Origin of the sequence: Phyllobacterium ifriqiyense (assembly GCF_030817885.1) — a bacterium.
Classification (GTDB): domain Bacteria; phylum Pseudomonadota; class Alphaproteobacteria; order Rhizobiales; family Rhizobiaceae; genus Phyllobacterium; species Phyllobacterium ifriqiyense.
Genome location: NZ_JAUSZT010000002.1, coordinates 181,645 through 207,489 on the forward strand (window position 1 = coordinate 181,645; position 25,845 = coordinate 207,489).

The window sequence follows — 25,845 nt, forward strand, 5'->3', positions numbered from 1 at the left end:
ACCGGCTAAAGCACAATGATCAACGAAACATTCCAATGGACATCTGCCCCACGGCGATATCGGTTCCTGCTGGCCACCACCGCTCTAATTTCCTGCCTTGTTGGGGTGGCAGCCACGGTTTCCGCACGAGCGCAAAGCGTCACCACGTCGGGAGATGTCAATCCGTTGCCAGCGACATCACCAATCTGGAATGTCGGGGGCGTTCTCAATGTCGGCGATGCCGGCGCCGGAACGCTATCTGTGGAAGGCGGGGGCATTGTCACCAGCACCTACGGTCAGATCGGCGTCCAGGCCGGTAGCGACGGTAAGGTAACCGTGAGCGGCTCTGGCTCGGGCTGGTTGAGCAACAGCAGCATATATGTGGGCTACTTCGGGACAGGCACGCTTAGTATTGAGGATGGGGGCGTCGTCAGCAACGCTCAAAGCGGTTATATCGGTAATGATCCAGGATCCACTGGCGTTGTGACGGTGACCGGCGCCGGATCAAGCTGGGTCAATAATAATTATCTGTCTGTCGGATATATGGGGAATGGTGCGCTCACCATTGCTGATGGCGGCAGGGTTACAAACAATTTTGGCTACATAGGCGCGAACCTCGGCTCCATTGGAACGGTGTTCGTATCCGGTAGCGGTTCGAGCTGGGACAATAGCGGCGATCTGATTGTAGGCCAGCTTGGCGACGGCACGTTGGCCATTGAAAGCGGCGGCGTTGTCAACAACACGACGGGCCATATTGGCTTCAGCCCAGGCTCTATTGGCAAGGTGACGGTGACCGGCGACGGCTCGGTGTGGACGAGCCATAATACTCTTGTTGTCGGCAATTACGGTAGTGGCACACTGACAATAGCACAGGGCGGTACGGTCAGCAGTGAGGATGGCGGCCTTGGCGTTGAGGCTGGCTCTACCGGCATGGCGACAGTGAGGGATGCCGGGTCGACCTGGACAATGGTGGACGATCTCATAATTGGTATGGGCGGCAATGGCGCTCTGTCTGTAGAGGCTGGTGGCACAGTCAACAACGGGTTCGGATATGTTGGTACAGGTAGTGGTGCCGAAGGTCACGTCACTATAACTGGTGCTGGTTCGCAATGGACCAACGCGCATAGTCTTTTTGTCGGGGATGCCGGGGGCAGTGGCACGCTTCTGATCGAGGATGGTGGGACAGTCACCAATGGCTATGGGGTTATCGGCAGTGGTACCGGCACCGGTACAAATGGCGCGGTTGTTGTAACCGGCAAAAACTCCAGGTGGTCCAATTTAGGCGACCTCAATCTTGGCAATTCGGGCAGAGGTACGCTGACTATCGAAGAGGGAGGTTCGGTGATTACCGGCAGGGTCGGTTATGTCGGCTACGGCGCCGGCGCCTCTGGCGCTGTCACCGTCTTGGGAGAAGGATCATCATGGGATTCTCTCGGACTTTCCGTGGGCGTTTTCGGTACGGGTGAACTTTCGATCAAGGAGGGCGGCAGGGTGTCCGGCTCCGGTGGCACCATTGGCGATTTTTCCGGTTCGAATGGCTCGGCCACGATCAGCGGTGCGGGGGCCTCCTGGATAAACACTTCCGACATCATTATTGGTAACAATGGCGCAGGCACATTGTCTGTCGAAGACGGCGGCCAGGTTTCGAATACATTCGGGTTCATAGGAAAAGAAGCTAGCTCAACAAGCGAAGCGACCGTCACCGGCAAGGATTCAACATGGAGTAACAGCGACACACTTTATGTAGGCTTTTACGGAACAGGGTCTTTGGCAATTGAGGATGGCGGCCATGTCTCCAATGCCACCGGTTTCATCGGTCGCGCAGACGGTGCTGAAGGCATAGCCACCGTGGTAGGTAGCGGCTCTGCGTGGAACAATGAAAATCTCTACGTCGGTACAGACGGAAAGGGCTCGTTGACGGTAATGAACGCCGGGGCGGTAACGAATGAGGCTGCCGGCTTTGTAGGATATTCACCAGGTGGACAGGGAGATGTCTTAATCACTGGCCGCGATTCAAGCTGGATCAGCAAAGGCAATCTCAGTATCGGATACGCTGGGATCGGCACCCTGACGATTGCCGACGGCGCCGCTGTTAGGGCGGGGAGCGGGATAGGAAGCACTGATATTGGCAGCATTTCTGGTTCTACCGGTACGATCAATATCGGTGCGGCAGCGGGCGAGCGCGCTGCGGCAGCCGGCACGCTCGAATCTGCAGTGTTGCTGTTTGGTAGAGGCTCTGGTTCGCTTGTGTTTAATCATACTGGGCTTCCAGACGGTTCCGCACTTAATTTTTCTCCTGAAATCGCGGGGCGAGGAACAATCCTTCACGAGAACGGTAGTACGGTCCTGAATGGCGATAATTCCCGCTTCACAGGTGAGACGGAGGTAACAGGTGGAGAGTTGATGATCGCAGACCGCCTCGGAGGCTCAGCTTTGGTGAACGGCGGCAGCTTGCGGGTGAATGGCCTCTTCGGCGGCAATGTTGACGCCTCTGCCACCGGGCGGGTTGCCGGGAGCGGCAAGATTGAGGGAAGCCTCTCGCTCTCCAATGGCGGTATTCTGTCGGGTCAGCAGGGACAGTCACTCGCTGTGACCGGAAACTTGGGGCTCGATGCGGGCAGCACCATTGATGTCGCTCTGGGAGTTATTGCTTCGCCGGCGCTCTTCGAGGTCGGTGGCAATATCACACTCGACGGAACGCTTGAGATTACCGATCAGGGCGGGTTCGGCGCCGGGGTCTACCGACTGTTCGATTATGCCGGAGGGTTGACGGACAATGGCCTTACCATCGGTTCGACGCCGGCGGGCATCGCCGCGGATGATCTGTCTATCCAGACCGCTGTCAACGGTCAGGTCAATCTGATTTCTGCCGCAGGAGCGGAGCTCGGCTTCTGGGACGGCGGCAATGCAGCGTTACATGACAATAGTGCCGTGGATGGAGGCTCCGGCATCTGGACGGCGGACGGGCGTAACTGGACCTCCGGCAATGGTTCGGTCAACGGAGCCTTCAAACCAAATCCCACCTTTGCGATCTTTCAGGGAACGTCTGGGGCAGTCACCGTTGACAACTCCGCAGGCGTGATCGGTGTCACTGGCATGCAGTTTGCCACCGACGGATATCGCGTCTCAGGCGATCCTGTAGAACTGCGTGGCGCAAATAGCGAAACCATTATCAGGGTTGGTGTTGGTGGGGCTGCAGACAGCGGAATGGCTGCCGGAATATCGGCGACGTTGAGCGGCGCCTCCGGCTTAGTGAAGACAGGTGCCGGATCTTTGGTACTCTCCGGCAACAACACCTACACCGGCGGTACCCGGATTGCGTCCGGAACATTATGGCTATCGTCGGATGCCAATCTTGGCGCGTCTTCGGGGGGATTGGTTTTCGACGGTGGAACGCTCGCCACAACGACTGGCTTCAGCTCCGCTCGTGCAGTCACCCTTGAAAACGCTGGACGATTTGATGTTTTCCGCGACCGCACGCTTACCCTGTCCGGCGCGATTTCCGGACCGGGCGATATTGAAAAGCTTGGCGACGGCACCCTGGAACTGTCGGGAAAAAACAACTACCTGGGTAACACACGCGTGCGGGCTGGAACTCTGGTCGCAGATACAAACGCAATTGGCGGTTCAATCGGCAATGCCGGCGCCGTTATATTCGATCAAGCCAGTGACGGAAGCTTTGCCGGCGATATTACCAGCCTGGACGGTACCCGCGGTGAGATGATCAAGCGCGGCGCTGGCAAACTGATGCTTGCCGGCAGTTCGAGCCTTGACTGGACGGTCGGTGAAGGTGTCCTGGTTTCAGCCACCAATCGCTTTGCCGGCGACCTTGCGATCGGTGCCGATGGCGGCTTTACCTTCAATCAAGCCTATACCGGCAGTTATGCAGGTACGATCAGCGGCGCAGGTACGCTCCTGTTGACCGGCGGCGGTGCGGTCGCGCTCACAGGCGACAGCTCCGGATTTGTAGGAACCACTGCGCTTTCCGATATGACCCTCGTGGTCAATAAGGCACTTGGCGGATCCCTCTTCATCCTTGACGGCGGTCGCCTGGACGGGACCGGCACAGTTGGCGCAACGACGGTTGCCTCCGGCGGCACGCTTGCGCCGGGAAACTTGATCGGCACGCTAACTGTCGATGGCGATCTCAGCTTCGCGGCCGGATCGCGCTACGAGGCGGACGTAAATCCCCAAGGTACGAACAGCGATCTTTTACATGTGACCGGCAATGCCACACTCAATGGCGGTGCTGTTGCCCATATCGGCGCGACCGGGGAATACGAACTGCGCTCAGCTTATACGATCATCTCGGCGGATGGCTCCCTGTCAGGAGCATTCGACGACGTGACGTCGGACTTTGCCTTTCTGAACCCCGACCTTTTCTATGACTATGGCGCGGGCACCGTCGATCTGGAGCTTGTCCGTAACGATCGCGACTTCGCTTCTGTCGCCCTGACGTCGAACCAGATCGCCACTGCACAAGGGATCGAAAGCATCGGTTTTGATGCCGGGCATGCGGTTTATGATGCGGTCGCCCAGCTCGCCGATAATGACCGCCTTATCCGGGCCAGCTTCGATGCGCTCTCGGGCGAGATCCACGGCTCAGCGATGACAACGCTGATCGAGGACAGCCGGTTTGTCCGCAGCGCCGCCAATGACCGGCTTCGTGCGGCTTTCGGTGGCACTGGCGCAATTATTATGCCTGCTCTCGCTTATGGTGTGGGGGAGGTGGCCGCGCCGGTCGCCCCCGATCATGCCGGACCGGTATTATGGAGCCACGGCTTTGGCTCGTGGGGCTCGACCGATAGCAATGGCAATGCAGCTTCGCTTGACCGCTCGACAGGCGGTTTGCTGATTGGTGCGGACACATCCATCGGTGATTGGCGGATGGGCCTGCTGGCAGGCTACAGCCAGTCTAGCTTTGACGCAAAGGACCGGGCGTCATCGGGCTCTATCACCAATTACCATCTTGGCCTGTATAGTGGAACCGGGTGGGGCGCGCTGGGCTTGCGCACTGGTGCTGCTTACACCTGGCACAATATCGATACTAGGCGCTCCGTCGCCATCCCGGGACTTACTGATAGCCTCTCATCCGATTACAGCGCCGGCACGTTCCAGGCGTTCGGGGAACTGGCCTATGGCCTGGAGCTTGATTTCGGGACGCGGCTGGAGCCGTTCGCCAATCTAGCCCATGTCAACCTGCACCGCGGCGGCTTTGCCGAACGGGGCGGGGCGGCGGCACTGAGCGGGACGAGCGAGACCATCGGTATAACCTACACAACGCTTGGGCTACGGGGCGAGCACAACGTTACGCTCGGCACCATGGATACCACGCTTAAGGGCACACTTGGGTGGCGGCACGCCTCTGGCGACATCACTCCCGAAAGCACGCATGCCTTCTCGGTCAGCGACGCCTTTACTGTCGCCGGCGCGCCGATCGCCAAAGACACCGCCATTATCGAAATTGGCCTCGGCCTTAACCTGACGCCCGAAGCCGCCTTGGGTCTGTCCTACACTGGTCAGCTCGCCTCAGACGCGGCTGATCATGGATTCAAGGCGCATCTAAGCGTGAGGTTTTAGCATGAACAGGCGGAACGGCAGCCCCATCGACGCGCAATGAAGTGATGCCTCGAGCTGCCAAATCCTGGGCCAGTCTTGGCGGAACGGTTTTTCAAAACCGTTATCGAGACGCCGCCTGATACGCTCAATCATCTTGCGTTGTGTCTGCAAGAGATAGTGAAAGCAATAACTTTCGTTGTCATTTTGATGCGATGAAATTTGCTATAACGATGACTCCCGCACGACCGCCCAACGCGCTCCGACCAAGAGTGGGCGAGCATTCTTCTCTATGCTTCGTGTTTCTACCAAGAGGCTAATATCGGCAACTTAATTTTTTGACGCTGATGATCATTGGTCGAAGTTCTTGAGATATTTAGCCGGCGATGTGCCTAGCGCTTTCTTGAACATAGTGATGAACGCGGACACCGATTCATATCCGCCCGAAATCTTTTGCACTGTCGCGCCAGCAGCCAGGCTCCTTAGCGCGATGATCAACTGCAACTCCCGTCGCCAACGGCCGAAGGTCCAGCCTGTTTCCTGTTGAACGAGGCGAGCGAGCGAGTTCTCGCCCAACGTCCGGACCAGCAGTTCGACCTGCTGCATATAGTGATCACGCGCCATCGATATTTTTCTTTGGCAGCAGGTCTGCAGGGACCGTTACGCGATAGTTCGGGTGGAGCCTCCCGCCTGGGACGAGTGCTCGATCGCCGCGTCCTATATCAATCTGCGATCGGTCGATATGCTTTAGCCACGCATGCGCATGCTTGTCGGCATAGACGAAGAACAGGCGTTTCACCTTTACGCTGCGGCACTGGGTCAACAGCGTCGTCAATAGTTTCGGGCGCAGGTTGACCATTCCCTCAAACACCATGTCGATGTTGTGAAAGCTCTCGTTCTTCGGAAGTTCATCGAGAATCTCCAGTATCGCTCGCTCTGCAGACGACATTTTGATAGGCCATCGCCACGGGCTCATGGCCAGTTCCTCATCTGGAGTATCGGAGAGGGTGAATTCGCTGTCCTCGATGCCGTTGTTCTCGTCCGCGAACAGTCTATGACTTCGCCGGACGAACTTGGCGTCGGTTGCCAATGTCACAAGCCAGTCCGGGATGTCGCAACCATAAAGGTACACGCGTGTATCGCCGCCAAGCTGCAGGTAGTGAGAATGGCCTCGCAGACCAAGCGCGGTCATACCTCCAACATGGAATGCATGTCCCATGATCCATTGCGCGGACAACAGAGGGATTTTCCAGCCCGTGACCGATTCCGTTGTTTCTATTGCCGAAAACGGGCGTCGGTAGACGCCTGGCGCGATCCGCCCGAGCCAGCCCTGTTTAATATACGCCGATACGGATTGCCGCGAGATCGCGTGGCGTGCCGTCCAAGCCGTATCGACAATGAAGCCCGGTGGGACTGATTGGATAAGGTACTTTAGCTTTGGCGTCGATTGTCCATCCATAATGGACGTTATGGGATGAGTTCAAAGGAAATATCAAGTTTACTTTAACCTCAGGCGTTCATGTACATCTTGCATTGACAAAACAAGACAAGCTCAAAGTGTGTCGGTTCTCTCAGCTCGAGGGCCGATTGAATGCATATTGAAGCCCACGGGCTTGAGGTCCAGTCTTCTGGCCGTTTTATCTAAGTCGTATTTCGTGAATCCGCACTATCGGCACCACTTTTTGGGCGATGTCACAAAGATGCTTGTAGTGGGTGAGATAGATCACCTGGCCGATGTTCGCCATCTCGGCCAACAGCCGGAAGACTTCCTCTGATCTCGGCTCATCGAAGGTTTCCATAATATCATCGGCTATAAATGGAACCGGGACGAACCTGTGCAGGGCGAAGGCCATACATTCATTGGTGTTGAGTTTTAAGGTTTTCCCCGAATTGATGAGCTCCAAAAACAAACCTTCGAAAGCCATTTCGTACTCCCGATTGTCGAGACAAAAGACAATTGCCTCAATGGATTCAGCATCCAGGTTTGCCTGCCACATGGTGCTTCTCACAAACCGATCGATCAGTTGGAAGTTGGCGCTGTTTTTTGCCACCAGGGTATATATCCTTCTTCGCTGGCAAGAATGGTAGCATTACCGCTTTCAAAATCGCCGGCTTCAACCGAGATGAGGCGGTAGTCCAACTCTCCAGCGATCTGAAGCATATACCCAATCGTTTCGCGCACGTTAACTACGTCCGTCGACACACGTTGAAATGCAATGATTTCGCATTGGTCACTATCCGCTACAGACAGTCCTTTTTTTACAAGTGCTTTAACCATTCTGTCCTCGTCCTGCTCGACCGAACAGATGAAACGTCCACCAATAGGAAGTGAAGACTTATGATCAATGGATAGCTGATTTATCGCAATGTCATGCTCAATCCAGCGAGCAGGCCTCGTCAAACTCATATCAGAAAACGCTGATGGGGCTGCAGCAAGCGAGACTGCGATAACAATGTTCGTCGCATGCACTTTGCCCCGCCTGATCCAATGCATTGGTGCAGGTCATCTCCCTACCATTTATATGACCGACTATTGCAACAAATTATGAAGCTGTCTCCCTCAATTTCGCTAGGGATAGCTGCCTTCCGATGGACGCGGTGTTCTTCTGGGAAATTATCGACTGTACAGCTAATGTCCAGAGGAAAAATGCTCCGTGATCCTGATGCCGCTCCAACTCTTTCCAAGGTAAATTCCAGCGTTACTGACCAGAGCATCCGCGAACCATAGGTCTATATCTTGGTAGCGTGCGCGAATGTCAGCTTTGTTGGCGAGATCGCCTGCAATGCATTACCCGTATCGACCAAGAAGCCGATCAAGGGCACAAAATTGTCCATCCTTCCATTGAGCGCCAGTTTTCCCGGACCTCGGTTGGTCCTGGTCCGAAATGGCGTTGTCGGATAATCGTGCAGGTCAAATCTCCAACGGATATTGTTGGGTGAACTCCCGTGAAGGGAGGGGGCTCATTTCATTAGAGGTGCCGGGGTTCTCCGCTGATTCCGGAACAAGCAAGTCGGCGAACCATCCTAACGTTCAAATGTCCCCACGATCCTGCCCGCTGCCAGCACGTGATCCTCCATCGCATCCATGACCTTTTCGCGGTTGGCGCCAGGATCGATACCAAGGCTTTCGACGTCCAAAGCGAACACTTGAAAGTGGTAGTGATGGACCGGATCGTCCACAGGCGGTTTCGGCCCTGTATAGCCTATCGAGCCCGAGCTGTTGGCTCCCTGTTTCATCGCCTTAGGCTCAGCGAGAACAGGACTTCCGGGAACGCCCTCACGTAACTTTTTGGTTTTTGCAGGAATGTCATACGCAACCCAATGCGTAAAGGGCCTGGGTTCCATCGCATCCGGATCATCGACTATCAGGACAAACGATTTCGTTCCCGCGGGCGCACTGTCCCATTCTAGCGGTGGTGAGGCATTATCCCCATCCAAAGCGTACGCGAGAGGAATTGGTTGGCCATCGTTGAACGCTGATTTGACCATGATAGCGTCATTCTTCGCGCTGTTTATCAGATCAAAAGCGACTTTGGATTCAGGTTTTTTCTTCGCGATATCGGGGACCGAAACGGCGCTGTCAGCGCTATCTACCGCTCCCTCGTGCGAGACCCGGTAAACAATGCCATTGCTGTCATCCGCTACAAAGAGCGAACCATCCTTGCCAACGGCCAAACCAGACAATCGTCCAAGATATCCATACTTGCCATTTGCCTGTTGCAGTAGGAAGCCATCGAGGAATTTCTCGAAGCCAACCGGTTTTCCATTCTGAAAATTGACGCGAACTACTTCGTAGCCGCTTGGTGGTCTACGGTTCCACGACCCCCGCATCGCGACAAAAGCATCGCCCCTCAACTCCGCCGGGAAGGATTTGCCGTTATAAAAGGTCATTTGCATGGGAGCGCTGTGAGCGGTGTATCCTAAAGTCGGTTCAGCCGACATTTTTGCCCATTGCTCCAGCGTGATACCTTCTGGCGGATCAATGTGAGGATTGAGGCCGCTCATCCCGTACACGTAGGGCCACCCGTATCGCTTTCCTTCTTCGAGCGCATTGAATTCCTCGATTTGCACTTCATCGCCGAGCCAATCAATGCCGTGGTCCATTCCGTAAAGATGGCCTGAACCGGGCTCCCAATCGAAACCGATCGTGTTTCGCAAACCGCTCGCGAAAATGGATCTTTTCGTTCCGTCCTTGCTTGCTCGCAGGATCGTTGCATTTTCGGGATTGTCTTCCTGACATTCATTGCAGGTACTTCCTACCGAGATGTAGAGCATATCATCAGGACCGACTGCGATCGTTCTGTTCGCATGCTGGCCCGCATCAGGCAGGTCGCTGATAATGCGTTTCAATGGCCCAAACGAGCCGTCCGCATTTACACCGGCGGTGTAGACGTCATGGATTGTTACCAGAAAAACCTTGTCATCGTCGAAGGCAACGCCGTGTATCCCAGGCCGACTTGCCACTGTTATCGGCTTGTCTGACTTGCCATCGCCGTCACCATCCTTGAGCAGGATGACATCACCTATGGAACGGCGTGTAGCGTAGAGATGGCCTGCTTTCGAAACCGCGAGCATACGTGGATTTATCAGATCACGTGCAAAAACCTCTACCTTGAATCCATCTGGTACGTTGATGAGTTTCGTTAGTTCTGCGTCATCAGAGACCTGCAGTTTTTCCGGTTCCAGAATCGAGCCTTGAATAACAACGTCAGACGCTCTTCCCACTACTCCCTTGACCTCCGCCCAAGCGACGCCTGATCCGGCAAACGTCGTTGCCGCCAAAAGAAGGCCGGCTGTGTGTGTGTAATACTTCATGGAAACCTCCCGGCCTTTTCATTGGCGAAAGAAAGTGAAAGCCTTGGAATGTTGATCATGGCTGATCGGTCTAACCATGCGGCAGCCGTTTAGTTCCCAAGTGATGTTTTCATCAACCCGGGCTGAGGAACCCTCTCGAAGAGATTTCTGCAATCAATGGAGAGCAGACCAAGTGGAGCGAGTTCGCGAAGGTGGCTGCCTGTGTGGAAGAATACGCTATCAAGTGGGGGGCGAACCAAGAAGGACTGGTCTGTGCCAACCTATCTGGCCCCAAGATCGCTTCATTTGCAGTGGCGGTTAGCATCGACGGAAGCGCCAAGCCTGTCGCGAGTCAGTGCGAATTCCATGGCAACTAAAAATCAGTTGCCAATACCAGAATGGTTCCGAACTCAGTTCATCAACCGTCCTGACGCTGCGGTCTCTCGATGATCATCCATTGCCGTCCCAGGCGTTTCGGAGGCGAACGAGGCAGTGGTGCCTTGCCTTCTCTGCTGTTTGATCAGGTTTAGTTCCGATTAACCACCATCGTGCTCAAAGCGCCAGGGTCATGAATGCCGCGATCAAAGCAATCCATGATCGATCTTGCGAGACGATCTTTCTGAACCAGGGGCGTATGACGGATCTGGTCGCGTGCCCATTTGTACGCTTGTGCCAACGATTTACCAGTTGGATGACGAATATTCGTTCAAATTGGTAAAAGAATGTGCACGCACAGGCTCGCTCTTCGGCAAATCTCAATGGCAATTTGGGGACCAATGATGGAGAATTGACCACGGCTTTATCTCTCTCGTTGCTCTCCATAAGTTTGTTAATCAGGATCGACGCGCATTGCCAAGAGGAGTTTGAACTATATTTCGGTAGTTGTAGCTGTCTACACATAGTCTAGTAGACACCGAGTTTTATTTGGTGAGAAGAACTCCCCAAGTCTCATCCCATAATTTGATGTCATCGATGACGACGACCATTTCCCGGAACTTGTAGTTCTGCTGAACATCCAACGCCCGCTCAAGTGCGATCTCAACCGGAGTGGCATAAAAGTAGTCGCCAGCGTCTGTCAAAGCATTGGTTGGCCACTCCACCTCAGCGACTGTCTTGTAGGAGTCCTGAAATATCCTTAGGCGAACAGCATCATTGGGTATAGGGTCAGTGCTTGAGAACCTTCTGAAATGTGCGGTTTGACGCATTGGAGTTCTCTGACACCCTGTAAAAATGAGAACGTTTGGGTTCGTCCTCTAAGGGACAATCCCTTGATACGGCTGTTTAAACGTCTATTCAATCATTTTCGTAACCGCTGGAGCGGCACCTTGTTCCCGGCGAATGGAGCAAGGCGAATGGATATCACACGGTTTAACGTCCAAAACCGGCTGCTTTCGCGGCTGGATGCCAAAGATTTGGATTTGTTGGCGCCCGATCTTGAGCTGCACAGCTTCCAACTGCGTGATGTCATCGAAACGCCTAAACAGAAAATCAAACATGCGATTTTTATGGAAACGGGCATAGCGTCAATTGTTGTAAAGAGTCCGTCCGGCAAAGATATTGAAGTCGGCCTTGTCGGCAGGGAGGGCATGACTGGCACCTCTATTGTACTGGGTGCCGATGTCAGTCCGCTCTCCGTGTACATCCAGCTTGAGGGTATGGGCTACAGGATTCCGGCAGACAAGCTCAAGACAGCAATGGAAGCGAGCGAAACGCTTCGCCAGCGCCTGCTACTCTATGTGCAATCTGTTATTATTCAATCAGCGACGACAACGCTCATTAACGGTCGTGCCAACGCCGAAACGCGCTTGGCACGATGGTTGCTGATGGTACATGATCGCACCAATGGGAACGAATTACATCTGACCCACGAGTTCATGTCGGTAATGCTGGCGGTACGCAGGCCGTGGGTTACGGAAACACTTCATGTGTTGGAAGGCAAGGGTTACATCAGGTCATCACGAGGCAAAATCACAATTCTCAATCGGGCAGGATTGATTGAAGATGCCGGTGGTTTCTACGGCGTTGCCGAACAGGAATATGAAAACCTGATGAATATTGTCTGACAGTCAGGGAACATAAGCCACATGAGATTGTTCTTCGCTGAATGGCGGAGTGTCTTTTGGTGGACAAAAAGCAGAAAACCACTGGCGAAACGAAAAGACTGATCGAGAAGCAGCTAAAAAATCGCGAATTCAAAGAGGCAATGCAGAGCAGCTTTGCCGTAGCTCCGAATGATGATGAGTTCGAGAAGTTTTTGAAACGGTTAGAAGAAGCCGAACAAAAGAAGCGATAGGCATTGCAACACATGCGACCAAGACCAAAGTCAACTAGCTTTCTCTGACTTCGGCAGCATTATACTCGGAAGACCGTTTTGAACGTCGCGGCGCTGCGAGATGCCTGCTTTGAAGGCGCGTTTGGATATGGCGGCACCAGCGTAGCGGACGGACGGCTAACCTGATCGGGTGATATTCCCCACGGGTCTGTGAGCGGGAGCCGCTCAGATCAGTTCTTAATCAATTCGATCTATCTGACCATCGTGTAATGAAAACACACCGTCCTGGCCGCCCTGTTGATTATAATCACGCACCAATTCATCCCAACGTCCCATCAGTCCGCCGCAAGTGCTGCAATATACAGGGGTATGACTTGCCACGTCTTTGGGTATTTCAAGATAAATCGTGCCGCAATTCGTGCAGTTCAGCTTGTGGTCGAGTCTTTCCATTTCCCTGTCGCCTCCATGAAATAGATTCCATCCTCGAGGGCGATATCATCATCGCAACAGGCAGGAACGTTGCGTGTGCGTGCAATATCGATCAAGCTCATTTCCCGGCTCATTGCCAGGGAACTTAACGTGCTCGCACAATGTACGCCGCTGTCGAAGAATGTCATGATGCCCCGCGCCAGCCGGTCGCGTTGCAAGGATGGATTTTTCCCAATGTGTTGTATGGCGAGTTCATAGGCTTTCGCCATTATATCCCAGTCGAGGGATGAATATTTATTGGTGTAGACCTGTCTGCGAAAAGGCATGATCGTGCTCCTCCCACTAGGCGAAGAGCACGTAACATCTCTCAAGCATCAACCGCCAGTTCAATGCTTTGTGTCGGTGCCGCATTGAGTGTACGCTTCGATTTAAAACAATCTACCCTTAGTCCAGAAGTGGACAAAGCTAAGGCTGTGGGCTGAGAATGCAGCAGACGCTTACTCGGCCCGATGTTCTTGCTGCTTCCGCGATCTTCCTTTTCTGCGTCCGATCCTTGCCAACCTTTCCGTTCGCCGCGCCAGTTTGGCGGCTTTAATCTCGAGCGCTTTTTCCCTGTTCGCCGCCAGTGTGCTCAGCACGCCGGGATCCCGAATTCCCCGATAATAGAAGTCGATGATTGTCTGAGCCATCCGCTCACCGTGTTCGTGGTTTTGGGGGTGACGATTCAAACTGTGAGAAGCGAGGCGATACGCTTCTGACAATATCTGCTCATGGATGTCGGTATATCCTAGTTCTCGAAAGTTTGAGAAAGACACCAGTCCTCTCCTGTGAATACGCTTGTGGAAAGGCTCGGTGCCCGTCATCGTTGTGGGAGGGAAGGCACCGAGCCCACGCTGGCGGTGGAGTATCCACAACACCGACAACACAGGTGAAATGCGATCCTGTCGCCGGATGTTCCGCAATCACCGACTTCTGTCCGCCAGTGGACGGGAACTTACTCGCAAGGTCGAGGTTCGTCATTTTTGAAGGAGAAAGCTTATGTCCGAAGAATTTGCGCCTGTCCGCGTCGAAGGTCCAAGCCCTAGTGAAATCCATGTGATCGATACAGTTGCCGACGCACTGGGCTTTTTATACAGCCTCTGGCCCGGCGAGACCCCAAAGCGAGCCTTGGCAGAACAGGCCTGCGTGGAAGCCTTGGCCGGTAAAATAACACCAGCCACTGCGCGTCAGATTTTTTACGATGCCGCTGAGGATGCGGGCATTTTGGCGGAAAACTAAATCAAATGACAGAGGCGGGAGGCAGTTTGCCTTGGCCAAAAGCGGGCTCAGCTGTCCTTGAGCAGCGGAAGAACGTGTTTTCCATAAGCTTCAATGAATTCGGTTTGATTTCGGCCGACATTATGAACGTAGATTTGTTCAAATCCCAAACTCAAATATTCGCGTAGCCAACTGATATGCAGTTCTGGTTCAGATGAAATTCGTACGTTCTTATCAAGATCGCCCGGAGTAACAGTTTCGGATAGTCTATCGAACTCTTCGGTAAGTTTTATCTCTTCGGCTTCCTCGGAAGAGATTGAGTTACTTCGCCATTGATCGAAAGCATGTGCTCGTGCCAGTTCGTCGTTGCTGGCGTAAGATACATGTAGCTGGAGAAAGATCGGCCCCTGATTGCCGGCGCCGCGAAATGCTGAAATTATTGCACGCAGGGTCGACATATCCTGATTGACCGTAATAAGGCCGTCTGCCCAATCACCGGCCCAAGCAGCCGTTTCTTCCGAAAGTGCCGCTGCGATAATTAGCGGAGGCGAGTCGGGCTGGGTGTAGAGTTTTGCTTGGTCTATTGGTATGGGATTGGTCGAGCTCACAGTCTCTCCCAGCCACAGTTTTTTTAGTATTTCCGAGGCGCTGACCAGTCGATTGTTGCGCGTGGTTTTATTGGGCCAACCACTGCCAATGACGTGCTCATTAAGAGCTTCTCCACTTCCAACGGCAAGCCATGGAAATCTTCCGGGATACATTTGAGCCAGCGTTGCCGCTGCTTGGGCGGATATCGCGGGATGGTAACGCCACCCGCCAGGAACAGTAATCAGTCCGAAAGGTATGTGGGTAGCTTGCATGGCTGCACCCAACCACGCCCATGCAAAACCCGACTGTCCTTGGCGCTTGCTCCACGGAGCAAAATGATCAGATGACATCACACCTGAAAACCCTGCACCCTCGGCTTTTTGCACCAGTTCGAGAAGCTCGCCTGGGGCAAACTGCTCATGAGAAGCATGATATCCGATAAAGGCCATTATAATTTTCTTTCGAACTGCAACCAACAATAGCCATAAGGGGGCAGTTTGACCTTCAGTGGATGTTCCCAGGCAACCTTGTTTCCGGTCATGAGGTTTACGGTCGATTCCACTTTGAGATTATTGAGCTCTATCGTCGTGTTCACAGGAGCACTTGATAGATTATGGGTGATAAGAAGTTGAGACTGCCCGTCCTCAAAAGCATGCGCGAACACTGACCGTTCACTGGTATGGCACACAGTCATACGCCCCTCGCTTAACACAGTACTTTTACGCCGAATTTTTATGAGCTTCTTTATTCCACCCAAAACAGAGTTTGGGTCTCCTTGCTGATTGGCGACGTTGACCTTGCGATAGCCAAACGCACCCTCCCGCTTAGGCCGGAGGATCAAATCTGCTCCTTTTGCTTCAGAAAAACCTCCGTTGCGACCCGCTGTCCATTGCATCGGCACTCTCACGGCATTGCGACCCTCATTTTCCAGGTTTTCACCAAGCCCAATCTCGTCGCCATAAACAAATAGTGGAGGCCCGCGCATGGAGAGAATAAGACTGAAAGCGAGTAATATTCGCCGAGGATTACCATCGAACATCGGGGCAATCCTTCGTCGGATTCCCCTGCCGTAAACCTGCATTGATTTTGATGGAGCGAAAGCTTCAAAGACCTGTTTCTTCAGGTCACTCGATACCTGCGAGAAATCAAGTTCATCGAGATTGCGTAAAAAGTTTGTCCAGCCGCAGCCCGGTGGCGGATCTGGAATAACGCCTATCGCTTTATTGATAGGTTCCGCAGATTCCAAGGCAAGTCCTGCAAATATGTGACAGGCTAACTGGAAGTTAAACATGAGATGCAGTTGGTCGCTATCGCCAAAATAGGCCTTGGTTTGATCCAAAGGCATGTTGACTTCGCCCAAAAGCACGGCGCTTGGTCGTCGCTCTGCGACATAGCTGGCCAAATCACGAAGTACCCCATGCGGGTCATGTGGATTCGCGTGTTTTAATCCATTGTCACCTATCAATAGCGGCGCTGCATCCACCCGGAAACCGCTAACCCCGAATGCGAGCCAGAAATCAATGATACGCAGTATTTCTTCGCGGACTTGCGGGTTGGCGATATTCAATTCTGGCTGGAAGTGATAAAACTTATGGAAATAGTAGGATCGGGCGACCTCGTCATAGGTCCATACTGTAGCTTCCTCTCCGGGGAAAATGGATACAGTGTCAGGAGCGATGGGGGGAGGATCTCCGCTCCATACATAATAGTTGCGGTAACGGCATTTTTCATCACGGCGGGCTGCTTGAAACCACGGATGTTCGTCTGAGGTATGATTGATAACCAGATCGATTATAACGCGGATGCCAAACTCACCGGCGCGATGAAGGAAAGCTAGAAAGTCGTTCCAAGTTCCAACTTTGGGGTTGATGGCCATGAAGTTGCTCACATCATAGCCGTTGTCCCGGTCGGGCGAGCCGAAAAATGGCAGTAGCCAGATACAGGTGACTCCAAGTTCCCGTATGTATTCGAGCTTTTGCGACAGCCCGATAAAGTCGCCTATCCCATCACCATTGCCGTCCGCAAATCTTTGCACGTCGATCCCATAGAAAACAGCTTCCTGATACCAGTGCTTGGTCATGAGCTGTCACCATTAGATAATGGGTTTACCGCCCGTGACAGCGATTGTTGCTCCCGAAACATAACTCGACAGCGGATCGGCAAGCATGACGTAGGTCGTCGCCAATTCCGCTGGCTGACCCGGCCGTTTCATCGGGACCTGCTCGCCAAACGTTCGCACGCTGTCTTCGGGTAGGGTTGAAGGTATTAGCGGGGTCCAGACGGGGCCGGGCGCAACTGCATTAGCTCGAATGTTTTTCTCGGCGAGCAACTGCGCGAGGCCCGCCGTAAAGTTTTGTATCGCACCCTTTGTCGTGGCGTATGCCAGCAAGCTAGGGTTGGGGTTGTCGGAGTTTATGGATGCAGTGTTTATGATGGAACTACCTGACGGCATATGGGGAACAGCTGCCTTCGTCAGGTAGAACATCGCATGGATATTCACCCGGAATGTGAGTTCCCATTCCTCATCGGGGATATCCTCAATATGCTTGAAGGTTGCCTGGTGGGCAGCATTGTTGACCAGAATATCGATACCTTGAAACTCCTCGACGGCGACATCAATAATATGTCGGCAATGATCCGCATTCTGGATGTCACCACGAACGAGCACTGCCTTTCTACCGGCTTCTTCAACGAGTTTCGAAGTCTGCTCAGCGTCCCCATCTTCTTCCAGATACGAAATTAAGACGTCAGCACCTTCGCGGGCAAATGCAATCGCCACGGCCCGGCCGATCCCGCTATCGCCCCCTGTGATAATCGCTCGCTTTCCCGTCAATTTTCCCGAGCCTTTGTACGAATTTTCACCGTGGTCCGGCACGGGATTCATCTCTTTGCTTAACCCGGGCATTGACTGTTTGGGCGTGTCAAATGGTGGCTTGGGATAATTTAACATAGTGGCCTCGCAGAATATCTCGGTTGACTACAGCTCAACGGAAACAAAACAAGCTCCGCTTCTGACGAGCTGGAGTGATGTCCAATCCCTTGATGCCGATAAGGTTCCACAATTCGTGATTTGCAGGGAACTTCAGCGAAATGGAGAGGTTCTAGTTAAAGCGATCGCGCTTTTTTAGTGCGACGCAATTGATAAAATGGAGATTGGAATATGACTTTGGATGGAGCTAAAGGATCGGGAATACTGCGAAGCGGACAAACGGAACTGCCTGTTACATATACAATCAAAAAGGGCAAAGACGCGCTGCAGTCCGACACGGTTGCGACGTTGATGTTAGACGACATTGGGAAGTTAAAATCTCTCTACCCCTCGGATGAAGTTGTGTTGCGTCTAGCTGACGGTCAGGAATTAAAAGGCCAATTGGCGGGTTCAGGGACGGAGGGAAAAATTAAATTTATAAACTTCGAATGAGTGGTCTGTTGCTAAGAAAACAATGGTCCTACGGATAGGTAGACCGCCCAACAACATGTTGGAGTACAAGTGTTGGGACGGCGCCTCGTCTTAGAACGAAAGGCGCTCGCGTGAACGCCGTGATAAGCTGCTCTGCTCTTCCCAAGTGAGGGTGGCTTTCCCGCAGTGATTTTTGCGAAATTTCTTTCATAACCGTTATCCGGACGTCTTTCGGATCGAGTCGCCCCGCTTTTCATAGTTTTAGCAATTAGCTTTGTGTTTCTGGTAGGGTAATATTTTTGAGCTTCAATGTGGGGTGGCGGTTACATCCAATGGGTTTGGTTTGGAAATCCAGAAAGCCGATCCTCTGCGACTGTGTGTTGGAAGCTAAATATGAAATTCGGCAAAAAGAGGAAGGTGATCGGATGCCGTTTTCGCCAACCAGGTGTCCCCGACACCGACTTCTCCAACCTCGAGCTGACGATCTGAAAAAATATGATCGATGCGCAGCAAAGGTAGGCGTGATGGAAACGTCTTTTTCGGGCGAGCTGCGAAATGAGCCCAAACATCTGCGAACTCTCTGGTAATTTGCTTGTAAGCCATGGAAGAGGGCAGAGCGTTGAAATCGCCAAGCAGGATTCTGGGGGATTTTCGGTCGACGTTTCCCATCCATCTCGGACCGAGGAGTGCGGCGACTTGCGCGGATCGATCGCGCCGTGACAGTCCCAAATGGGTATTGATTACATTGATGCGTTTTCCCCTGTGTTGGATCTCAACCCAGAGTGCACCACGTCTTTCACCAATGGATGGCAATGCATCTGCCTTTATGAGGCGCATGTCCAGCGTTGTCAGGATCGCGTCGCCGTATTGTTCCTCGGCGATCGTAACTGTCGGATTGAAAAAAAGCCTCATACCTAAATGCTTGGCAATTGCTTGCGCTTGATCCACTAATCCGGTGCGGCTTCGACCGACATCCAGTTCCTGAAGCGCCACCACATCGGGATTATATGCCGCGATTACCTCGGCAATGCGTGTGGGCGAGGGCTGTCCATCACCGCCAACACAACTGTGTACATTGTAAGTTAGTATCCTGATTGGCTTGCTCCCGCACTGTCCAGATGAGGAACCTACTTGCCCGCCTTCCGTTCCATTCACATCAACGAAAAGTCAAACTTACAGCAGAGCGGGAAACTATGATGTGGCGTAAAGCAGTTGTGAATCTGTTGGTTGCGGTGGCGATCGCCTTGTCCTTGTGGCTTATCTATCGCAGCGTCAGTCGCTACAGCGCAGATGAAATTGCACGATCGCTCGGCGTCATCCCCTTCCAGCATTTGGCGATGGCCATTATCTTTACAGCGTTAAATTACGCATGCCTTACGGGCTTCGACGCACTTGGGTTGATATATGCCGGCAAGCCCTTGCCTTATCGTCGCGTCGCGCTGACGTCTTTTGTCAGCCTCTCAATCGGCCACAATGTCGGGTTATCGGCGCTGAGCAGCGGAGCAATCCGCTATCGCTTTTATTCAAGGTGGGGACTTGGGACAGAAGACGTCGCCAAGGTAGTTTTGTTCTCAGGACTGACAGTTGCCCTTGGCCTTCTTACCTTGTGTGGGGTTTCCATGCTGGTCAGCTCGGATTCAGCTGCCAAAATTACTGGACTGAGTCGTGGTTGGGTAGTGACGGTCGGATTGTCCATTCTGTTGATCTTGATGATATTCGTTACTCTGTGTTGGCAACTTCGACGACCCCTCAACGTCTGGCACTGGACTTTCAAGTTGCCGACAGCCCGTTTAGCTATCGCTCAAATTCTTTTGGGCACACTAAATTTCTCGTTCATCGCCGCCGGTCTTCATGAACTTATTCTGGCTTATCAGGATGTCAGTTATTGGGATGTGTCGACGGTCTATGCAATTGCCAACGGAGCGGCGGTGGCCAGTCACGTCCCCGGCGGTCTCGGCGTCCTGGAGGCTACAACGCAGTTTTTGTTACCACAAGCAGCAACAATCGGAGCAGTCATCGCTTTCCGGGCCGTCTATTTCTTCATGCCGTTACCGCTCGGGCTCTTATTATTTGGTATTTCAGAGCGCTTTTTCCGAACTCACCCGCTCAAGACCAAGCCCACAGCCGCGACCACAGCCCGCGCGCAAGCTTCATGATTGATTGAAGAGGTTGCAAGGGCTCTTTAGGGTCGAAAAGGACTGTTAGCGGGACCGTTTTTTCAGACCCGCTTTCCCGTCCCACGGAGACTGGCAACAAACGGCGCTGCCTCTCATGCTTAAGATCAATTAGCGAGGTGATGGATCCCGATTTCCGGATGTGGTCGCCCACGGCACCGGACTTCAGGCCAAGGTGTTCTCCGATGAGCGAGTCGCGCATCCTTATTATAGCTGCGCGTTCAGTTTGAGACGATGCTTCCAGGGCCAGGTCGCACTCGCTGTCCATGCCTCGGGAGCGATTGTTGAAATTGGATGATCCAACCCGGAGGAAGACGTCGTCGATAACCATAACTTTGGAGTGGACAAAAATAGGGACGTCCTCGAAGGTATCGGGGGCTCGTATTGACGGATAAACAACGCGTAGCCGGTTGTATGCATCGGCGCGTCGCAGGCGACGAAGGAGTCGCTTGCGATTGCCTCCCATGAAAATGCTTTCCAATCCTCCGTGACTTTCTTTAGGAACGACAATCGTGACCTCGGGTCCTTCAGGTTCGCCCAACCTGCGCGCAAGCAATTCCCCAGTTCTACGGCATGTAAGGTACTGCGTTTCGATATAGATGAAACGACGCGCCGATTTTAATGCTTCTTCGTTCAACCGCTCAATTTCGCGAATTCCGCGTTTCAGTAAAGATCCCGGCATCGTGCGCGCGATCGAGACGTCGATGTCACGCAGATCCGGCACCAGTTTCTCTGGCCATCGGTCTACGATCGTGCCGAGCGCCGGGATACTGGACCCATTGCACGCCAACCATCTCTCTCGTACGAGATCAGCCAATGATTTGGCTGCGTCGTGATCAACTGCAATTTGAACATCATGAACAGGATCATATTTGCCGTCACCATGTTTGCGACGAGGGTCATTGACCAAATGGTCGGATGTGTCCCAGCGATGGATGGTTAGGTCAATGCCACCCGAGAAGGCCAGAGAATCGTCGATGCAAACGATCTTTTGATGATGACTGCCCCGCCATGGGTGACGGCTGTCGTAACAAAGCTTGATGCGAGGATGATCCGACCATGGTTCTTGCGGAAAAAACCGCATTTGCCTTGCGGAATAAATGGGTCCGCTCGCCCATACCAGGATGTGAATGACAAGTTCCGGTCTCCTATCAACCAGGTGGCGCAGGAAGTTGCCGAGCTGTTCCGCATCGCATCGATCAGGACACAAAATAATCTGCCCATTGAAATCCCATCCCGCGATCAGGATCGATTGTTGTGCGTTTAGAAAAGCGTTTTCTAAATGGCGGTAGTAATTTGCAGCGTCGACCAGCATTGCAACGCGCTGCGCACGAACTTGGCGCCACGCGTTGCCTCCAAGCGTTATAACGGAGCGCACGGGTGGTAGAAGTGTTTTTTCGTAGGAAGGTCCGCGTTCAACCGAGAATGTCAAACTAATACTTTCATTCTGATTTCTTCCATTCCTCAAACTCCGGCTTCGCCCATTGGTTCCAAAGCCCAATAGACGAACCGAGCCTGTGCGCGCCCCTTCAAATCGCGCTTGCTCACCGCAATCCATCGTGCCGGCGCCAGCTTCGCCCCATATCGTTCCGCTTCCTTATTCCGTGGAAGCCAACGTCGATCCGGAAGAGGCCTATATCGCGGCCATGGGGTTAGAATGAACTCTGCCCGCCTGAAGCGTCGTGTCTTAAAAGGATCAAGTTTGACAAACTTTGCCAAACTCAGTTAATCCGGGCGCCAACGGAGGTTTGAATGGCTACTATGAACGTGTCTCTACCGGACCCAATGAAAGATTGGGTCGAAGCCCAGGCAAGGACCGGGCGATACTCCAATGCTAGTGACTATGTGCGCGATCTGATTCGAAGGGACCAAACGCGTAGTGATAAGATCGTTGCCATGCAACGCTTCGTTGATGACGGTCTCAACAGTGGTGTTGGCGGCCGGTCGAAGGACGAGCTGTTCGCTGCGGCTGTCGCGCGCACGGAAACGGCGCGCGGCAGCAGCTAATGCCTTTTAGCCTTTCTGTCGAAGCGGAAGAGGACATCATTGCCTTCACCTAGCAAGGTATCCGCATGTTCGGAACTCTACAGGCTAGGCGGTACCATGACGACTTGTTCGCGGTACTTGAACTGATCGCCGCCAATCCCCGAATGGCGCGTGAGCGAGAAGAGATTTCGCCTCCGGTTCCGTTCAAAGCCCATCTGATTGTCTACCGCGTCGAAGAGAGCGAAACCATTTTCGTGATCCGAATACGCCATGGACACGAAGACTGGGCCAGCGAATCTGCTTAGGATCGCCGATTGAACAGACGAGCGCAGTAACTTTTAGAGTAATCACCCTGGGAATGTGACAGACGGCCTGACATTCTTAAGCTGCTATTATGCCGCTGAATCATCTCCGCATTTTGTTAGGATCGATGGTTCAGTTCTCATAAAGGGTGAGGAACGCGTTATAGCGACAGGCCTGTCGTTCTGTCGAAGACATGCACGCGCTCGCGACTGATGCCGGTTGAAAAGACCGTGTTCTGTTTGACCGGGTGCTCTCCATCCACAATGGCTGTGACCGGCTTGCCTGCGAGATCAAAAACAACATGGATGTAGGCTCCGGTCGGTTCCACCAGCAGCGTGTTTCCGGCAAAGGTCGTTTCTCCGGCCAACGTTGTGCTGAAATGTTCAGGACGAATGCCTATGGTTACCGCCTGACCTTGCTTGATGCGACGATCTTGCGACAAGACGACCGCCGTTCCATCGCTCAGACGTGCAGCCGGTTTCCCATTGTCGCTGTCGATCACGCCTTCCACGAGGTTCATGGCCGGCGAACCGATGAAAGCCGCAACGAAGATATTGGCTGGGGTTTTGTACAGTTCCAGCGGTGTGCCCTCCTGCTCGATCTTGCCATGATTGAGAACGACGATACGGTCGGCGAGCGTCATGGCTTCGATCTGGTCATGGGTAACATAGATGGACGTAGTGCCAACATTCTGGTGTAGCGTCTTGATCTCGGAGCGCATTTGCACGCGCAGTTTTGCGTCCAGGTTCGATAAAGGCTCGTCGAACAGGAATACGGCGGGATTACGGACGACCGCGCGGCCCATGGCAACGCGCTGACGCTGACCGCCGGAGAGTTGCGAGGGTTTGCGATCGAGAAATGCCGTCAGGTCAAGCATCCGGGCTGCTTCGGTAACGCGCGCCTGTATGGCCGGTTTGGTTTCACCTGCCAGCTTAAGATTGAAACCCATATTTTCAGCGACAGTCATATGCGGGTAAAGTGCATAAGACTGGAACACCATGGCGATGTTGCGCTCTCGTGGCGTCATGTCGTTGACGACATTCCCGCCGATCATCACATCACCGCCGGTGATCTCCTCCAGGCCGGCAATCATGCGCAGCAATGTAGATTTGCCACAGCCTGAAGGGCCAACGAGGGCTATGAATTCACCATCGTTGACGGCCAGGGAGACATCGTGGATCACGTCGAGTGAACCATAGGTCTTGCGCAAATTTCTCAGTTCGACAGATGCCATTTCGACCTTCAATTATCAGGATTTGACCGCACCAGCCGTCAGGCCAGCGATGATGTGTTTCTGGGCGAGGAAGAAGACGATAATCGTTGGCAGTATCGTCATCGTGATGAATGCCAGTACAAGCTGCCATTCAGTGCCGAATTCGCCCCGATAAACCATGATGCCGAGCGGCCAGGGATATTTTGACTCCGAGTTGAGCATGATCAATGGCAGGATATAGCTGTTCCAGCTGCCGACAAAAGACACAATGCTCACCGTAGCAATGATCGGCCGGGAAAGCGGCACAGAGATATACCAAAAAAATTTCAGATAACCGCAGCCATCAACAAAGGCGGCCTGGAACAGTTCTTCCGGCAGGTTACGGAAGTAATTGCGGAAAAGAAGTATGCTCATGCCGAGGCCAAAGGCCACCTGTGGCAGCACAACCCCCCAATAGGTATCGAGCAGACCCAGATCCCGGATCCGAATGAACAACGGCAGAATTGCCGTCGCTGCAGGAAACATCAATCCGAGCAGGAAGTAGTTCAACAGGAAGGATGAGCCGAAAAACTTCACATGTGCAAACGTAAAGGCCGCCATCGACGAGGCTACGACGGTCAGGAATACAGTCAAAGCGGCAATGACGAGCGAGTTGAAAATCTGCAACCAGTATCTCTGGCCGAGCAGAATGCCGGTATAGTTCGACCATTGCCATTCCGACGGCAGGCCGAAAGGATTGACGCGAAGATCACCAAGAGTCTTGAAGCCGCCCAAAGCCGTTGTCAGCAATGGGACCAGCACGATAGCGGCAATCAGAGTCAGCGACGCATAAAGATAGATGCGCGTCTGGATGGATATTCGGACGGAGGTGCTTGCATCAGTCATGGCGCATGAAAATCCTTTTATACCCGAATGCGAGCGTGACGCATATGACGAACAGCACCACACCGACAGCACTTCCAAGGCCGACCTGCATGCGCATGACGCCATAAGTATAGAGGAAGGTCACCATCGTCTGGGTGGAGTTTGAAGGTCCGCCACCGGTCAGGGGCATGATCATGTCGAACAGCTGGATGGAGCCGACGACCGCAAAGAAGATCGACAAGCGCAAAGTCGAGCCCAGCATGGGCAATGTGACGTAGCGGAACTTCTGCCACCCCGTTGCGCCGTCGATTTCAGCAGCTTCCAGCACGTTCTTGTCGACCGACTGCAGGCCAGCAATAAACAACATCATATGGAAGCCGAAATATTTCCACACGACGACTGCCAGCACGGCATAGATTGCCAAATCTCGGTCGGCCAACACATAGGGCGTGGCAAAGCCGAAGAAGTTGGATATAGCGGCGAACAGGCCGTAGTCGCCGTCATAAACGAAGCGCCAGATCAGACCAGCAGCGACGTCCGCCAGTACGTAGGGAAGAAAGAAGATCAGGCGGAAGGCCACGACGCCCGGAATACGGTGCGCCAGCATCATCGCCAGCCAGATAGCCAATGGAACTTGGATGCAGATCGATACAATAATGATCAAGCCGTTGTTGATCAGCGCCTGTGAAAAGGCAGCGTTGCCAAACAGAATCTGGAAATTACGCAGTCCGACAAATTCTGTAGGAGTACCGTAACCGTTCCATTTATAAAGGCTGTACCAAGCGGCTTCGCCCATGGGCAGGATGACGAAGATTGTAAACAGCAGAAGGGCCGGAGGCAGGAAAATCAGGAGGGTCAACTTTCGGTCGTGTGCAACCGAGCTTTGCTTTCTCCTGCTTCTTGCTGCTTTCATGATGGTTGGCGCTGCCGCCGTAGTTATAGATGTATTGGTCATGTGATCCGCCTTGCGGTTCGGGCCAGTCAAGTCTCCCGAAGCGGTCGCACAAGCCATTGCGCGGGAGACTTGCTC

Annotated in this window: 23 protein-coding genes and 2 pseudogenes; 8 read left to right on the plus strand and 17 right to left on the minus strand. The window is 53.4% G+C overall.

The genetic code is table 11. The features are described 5' to 3' along the window. Positions 1-15: 15 nt before the first annotated feature. Entirely contained in the window at positions 16-5,559 is a 5,544-nt protein-coding gene (locus QFZ34_RS02495) for an autotransporter domain-containing protein (RefSeq protein WP_307276467.1), read from the plus strand. Positions 5,560-5,886: 327 nt separating this feature from the next. On the opposite strand, the pseudogene QFZ34_RS02500 reads toward QFZ34_RS02495, so the two are convergent. From QFZ34_RS02500 to QFZ34_RS02525, 6 genes and pseudogenes are all read right to left on the minus strand, one after another. Then, positions 5,887-6,111, minus strand: a pseudogene (locus QFZ34_RS02500) (helix-turn-helix domain-containing protein); the annotation flags it as partial. Between the two features lie 37 nt (positions 6,112-6,148). Continuing rightward, a complete protein-coding gene (locus QFZ34_RS02505) occupies positions 6,149-6,994 on the minus strand; it encodes a type IV toxin-antitoxin system AbiEi family antitoxin domain-containing protein (RefSeq protein WP_307276472.1) in 846 nt (281 codons plus the stop codon). 178 nt (positions 6,995-7,172) lie between these two features. Continuing rightward, positions 7,173-7,361, minus strand: a pseudogene (locus QFZ34_RS02510) (hypothetical protein); the annotation flags it as partial. Between the two features lie 194 nt (positions 7,362-7,555). Continuing rightward, entirely contained in the window at positions 7,556-8,005 is a 450-nt protein-coding gene (locus QFZ34_RS02515) for a hypothetical protein (RefSeq protein ID WP_307276474.1), read from the minus strand. 554 nt (positions 8,006-8,559) lie between these two features. Next, on the minus strand, positions 8,560-10,350 hold the full coding sequence (locus QFZ34_RS02520; RefSeq protein WP_307276477.1) for a YbhB/YbcL family Raf kinase inhibitor-like protein: 1,791 nt from the start codon (positions 10,348-10,350) through the stop codon (positions 8,560-8,562). Positions 10,351-11,249: 899 nt separating this feature from the next. Continuing rightward, positions 11,250-11,534 carry a hypothetical protein gene (locus QFZ34_RS02525; RefSeq protein WP_307276480.1) on the minus strand — a complete coding sequence of 95 codons (285 nt, stop codon included), beginning with the start codon at positions 11,532-11,534 and terminating at the stop codon, positions 11,250-11,252. A 147-nt stretch (positions 11,535-11,681) separates the two neighbouring features. On the opposite strand from QFZ34_RS02525, the gene QFZ34_RS02530 reads away from it, so the two are divergent. Then, complete coding sequence (locus QFZ34_RS02530) at positions 11,682-12,392, plus strand: Crp/Fnr family transcriptional regulator (protein ID WP_307276483.1); 711 nt, start codon at positions 11,682-11,684, stop codon at positions 12,390-12,392. Between the two features lie 59 nt (positions 12,393-12,451). Continuing rightward, positions 12,452-12,622 (plus strand): hypothetical protein, encoded by a 171-nt coding sequence (locus QFZ34_RS02535; protein WP_307276486.1) that lies wholly within the window; start codon positions 12,452-12,454, stop codon positions 12,620-12,622. Between the two features lie 216 nt (positions 12,623-12,838). On the opposite strand, the gene QFZ34_RS02540 is transcribed toward QFZ34_RS02535, so the two are convergent. The 3 genes from QFZ34_RS02540 to QFZ34_RS02550 form a co-directional block, all read right to left on the minus strand. Next, positions 12,839-13,051: a hypothetical protein gene (locus tag QFZ34_RS02540; RefSeq protein WP_307276489.1), complete on the minus strand. Its 213-nt coding sequence runs from the start codon at positions 13,049-13,051 to the stop codon at positions 12,839-12,841. After that, a complete protein-coding gene (locus tag QFZ34_RS02545; protein ID WP_307276494.1) occupies positions 13,027-13,356 on the minus strand; it encodes a hypothetical protein in 330 nt (109 codons plus the stop codon). The genes QFZ34_RS02540 and QFZ34_RS02545 overlap by 25 nt, the downstream gene beginning before the upstream one ends. A 171-nt stretch (positions 13,357-13,527) precedes the next feature. Continuing rightward, the gene (locus tag QFZ34_RS02550; protein ID WP_307276497.1) at positions 13,528-13,845 is read right to left on the minus strand and encodes a hypothetical protein; all 318 of its coding nucleotides are present in this window, start codon (positions 13,843-13,845) and stop codon (positions 13,528-13,530) included. A gap of 223 nt (positions 13,846-14,068) precedes the next feature. Here QFZ34_RS02550 and QFZ34_RS02555 point away from each other — a divergent pair, with 223 nt between their 5' ends. Then, entirely contained in the window at positions 14,069-14,308 is a 240-nt protein-coding gene (locus QFZ34_RS02555; RefSeq protein WP_307276500.1) for a DUF982 domain-containing protein, read from the plus strand. A 47-nt stretch (positions 14,309-14,355) separates the two neighbouring features. On the opposite strand, the gene QFZ34_RS02560 is transcribed toward QFZ34_RS02555, so the two are convergent. The 3 genes from QFZ34_RS02560 to QFZ34_RS02570 are packed head-to-tail and all read right to left on the minus strand — an operon-like array spanning position 14,356 to position 17,825. Then, entirely contained in the window at positions 14,356-15,324 is a 969-nt protein-coding gene (locus tag QFZ34_RS02560) for a TIGR03885 family FMN-dependent LLM class oxidoreductase (protein ID WP_307276504.1), read from the minus strand. Then, positions 15,324-16,955, minus strand: a complete 1,632-nt coding sequence (locus QFZ34_RS02565; RefSeq protein WP_307276508.1) for an alpha-amylase family protein — start codon at positions 16,953-16,955, stop codon at positions 15,324-15,326. The genes QFZ34_RS02560 and QFZ34_RS02565 overlap by 1 nt, the downstream gene beginning before the upstream one ends. Positions 16,956-16,967: 12 nt before the next feature. Next, positions 16,968-17,825, minus strand: a complete 858-nt coding sequence (locus QFZ34_RS02570) for an SDR family oxidoreductase (RefSeq protein WP_307276511.1) — start codon at positions 17,823-17,825, stop codon at positions 16,968-16,970. Positions 17,826-18,035: 210 nt separating this feature from the next. Between QFZ34_RS02570 and QFZ34_RS02575 the strand changes: the two genes are divergently transcribed. After that, a complete protein-coding gene (locus tag QFZ34_RS02575) occupies positions 18,036-18,296 on the plus strand; it encodes a hypothetical protein (protein WP_307276515.1) in 261 nt (86 codons plus the stop codon). Positions 18,297-18,662: 366 nt separating this feature from the next. On the opposite strand, the gene QFZ34_RS02580 is transcribed toward QFZ34_RS02575, so the two are convergent. Next, a complete protein-coding gene (locus tag QFZ34_RS02580; protein ID WP_307276518.1) occupies positions 18,663-19,430 on the minus strand; it encodes an endonuclease/exonuclease/phosphatase family protein in 768 nt (255 codons plus the stop codon). 38 nt (positions 19,431-19,468) lie between these two features. On the opposite strand from QFZ34_RS02580, the gene QFZ34_RS02585 reads away from it, so the two are divergent. After that, positions 19,469-20,431 carry a lysylphosphatidylglycerol synthase domain-containing protein gene (locus tag QFZ34_RS02585; protein ID WP_307276520.1) on the plus strand — a complete coding sequence of 321 codons (963 nt, stop codon included), beginning with the start codon at positions 19,469-19,471 and terminating at the stop codon, positions 20,429-20,431. Here QFZ34_RS02585 and QFZ34_RS02590 read toward each other — a convergent pair. Further along, entirely contained in the window at positions 20,382-21,764 is a 1,383-nt protein-coding gene (locus QFZ34_RS02590) for a phospholipase D-like domain-containing protein (protein ID WP_307276522.1), read from the minus strand. The two genes, QFZ34_RS02585 and QFZ34_RS02590, sit on opposite strands and share 50 nt — an antisense overlap. 437 nt (positions 21,765-22,201) lie before the next feature. Between QFZ34_RS02590 and QFZ34_RS02595 the strand changes: the two genes are divergently transcribed. Both QFZ34_RS02595 and QFZ34_RS02600 read left to right on the plus strand, forming a co-directional pair. After that, positions 22,202-22,456, plus strand: coding sequence for a type II toxin-antitoxin system ParD family antitoxin (locus QFZ34_RS02595; protein ID WP_307276523.1), 255 nt, complete (start codon positions 22,202-22,204; stop codon positions 22,454-22,456). Positions 22,457-22,515: 59 nt separating this feature from the next. Beyond that, on the plus strand, positions 22,516-22,740 hold the full coding sequence (locus tag QFZ34_RS02600; protein ID WP_307278849.1) for a type II toxin-antitoxin system RelE/ParE family toxin: 225 nt from the start codon (positions 22,516-22,518) through the stop codon (positions 22,738-22,740). Positions 22,741-22,898: 158 nt separating this feature from the next. On the opposite strand, the gene QFZ34_RS02605 is transcribed toward QFZ34_RS02600, so the two are convergent. The 3 genes from QFZ34_RS02605 to QFZ34_RS02615 are packed head-to-tail and all read right to left on the minus strand — an operon-like array spanning position 22,899 to position 25,770. After that, entirely contained in the window at positions 22,899-23,972 is a 1,074-nt protein-coding gene (locus QFZ34_RS02605) for an ABC transporter ATP-binding protein (protein WP_307276525.1), read from the minus strand. A 15-nt stretch (positions 23,973-23,987) separates the two neighbouring features. Beyond that, positions 23,988-24,836, minus strand: a complete 849-nt coding sequence (locus QFZ34_RS02610; protein WP_307276529.1) for a carbohydrate ABC transporter permease — start codon at positions 24,834-24,836, stop codon at positions 23,988-23,990. After that, the gene (locus tag QFZ34_RS02615; protein ID WP_307276532.1) at positions 24,829-25,770 is read right to left on the minus strand and encodes a carbohydrate ABC transporter permease; all 942 of its coding nucleotides are present in this window, start codon (positions 25,768-25,770) and stop codon (positions 24,829-24,831) included. Before QFZ34_RS02615 ends, QFZ34_RS02610 begins: the two co-directional genes overlap by 8 nt. Positions 25,771-25,845: the final 75 nt, after the last annotated feature.

Coding starts and splice junctions, on each gene's coding strand:
- QFZ34_RS02530 (WP_307276483.1), top strand. CDS start 11,682: ATGGATATCACACGGTTTAACGTCCAAAACCGGCTGCTTTCGCGGCTG.
- QFZ34_RS02610 (WP_307276529.1), bottom strand. CDS start 24,836: ATGACTGATGCAAGCACCTCCGTCCGAATATCCATCCAGACGCGCATC.
- QFZ34_RS02520 (WP_307276477.1), bottom strand. CDS start 10,350: ATGAAGTATTACACACACACAGCCGGCCTTCTTTTGGCGGCAACGACG.
- QFZ34_RS02540 (WP_307276489.1), bottom strand. CDS start 13,051: ATGGAAAGACTCGACCACAAGCTGAACTGCACGAATTGCGGCACGATT.
- QFZ34_RS02565 (WP_307276508.1), bottom strand. CDS start 16,955: ATGACCAAGCACTGGTATCAGGAAGCTGTTTTCTATGGGATCGACGTG.
- QFZ34_RS02615 (WP_307276532.1), bottom strand. CDS start 25,770: ATGACCAATACATCTATAACTACGGCGGCAGCGCCAACCATCATGAAA.
- QFZ34_RS02505 (WP_307276472.1), bottom strand. CDS start 6,994: ATGGATGGACAATCGACGCCAAAGCTAAAGTACCTTATCCAATCAGTC.
- QFZ34_RS02495 (WP_307276467.1), top strand. CDS start 16: ATGATCAACGAAACATTCCAATGGACATCTGCCCCACGGCGATATCGG.
- QFZ34_RS02595 (WP_307276523.1), top strand. CDS start 22,202: ATGGCTACTATGAACGTGTCTCTACCGGACCCAATGAAAGATTGGGTC.
- QFZ34_RS02545 (WP_307276494.1), bottom strand. CDS start 13,356: ATGCCTTTTCGCAGACAGGTCTACACCAATAAATATTCATCCCTCGAC.
- QFZ34_RS02575 (WP_307276515.1), top strand. CDS start 18,036: ATGACTTTGGATGGAGCTAAAGGATCGGGAATACTGCGAAGCGGACAA.
- QFZ34_RS02555 (WP_307276500.1), top strand. CDS start 14,069: ATGTCCGAAGAATTTGCGCCTGTCCGCGTCGAAGGTCCAAGCCCTAGT.
- QFZ34_RS02525 (WP_307276480.1), bottom strand. CDS start 11,534: ATGCGTCAAACCGCACATTTCAGAAGGTTCTCAAGCACTGACCCTATA.
- QFZ34_RS02590 (WP_307276522.1), bottom strand. CDS start 21,764: ATGCTGGTCGACGCTGCAAATTACTACCGCCATTTAGAAAACGCTTTT.
- QFZ34_RS02585 (WP_307276520.1), top strand. CDS start 19,469: ATGATGTGGCGTAAAGCAGTTGTGAATCTGTTGGTTGCGGTGGCGATC.
- QFZ34_RS02560 (WP_307276504.1), bottom strand. CDS start 15,324: ATGGCCTTTATCGGATATCATGCTTCTCATGAGCAGTTTGCCCCAGGC.
- QFZ34_RS02570 (WP_307276511.1), bottom strand. CDS start 17,825: ATGTTAAATTATCCCAAGCCACCATTTGACACGCCCAAACAGTCAATG.
- QFZ34_RS02605 (WP_307276525.1), bottom strand. CDS start 23,972: ATGGCATCTGTCGAACTGAGAAATTTGCGCAAGACCTATGGTTCACTC.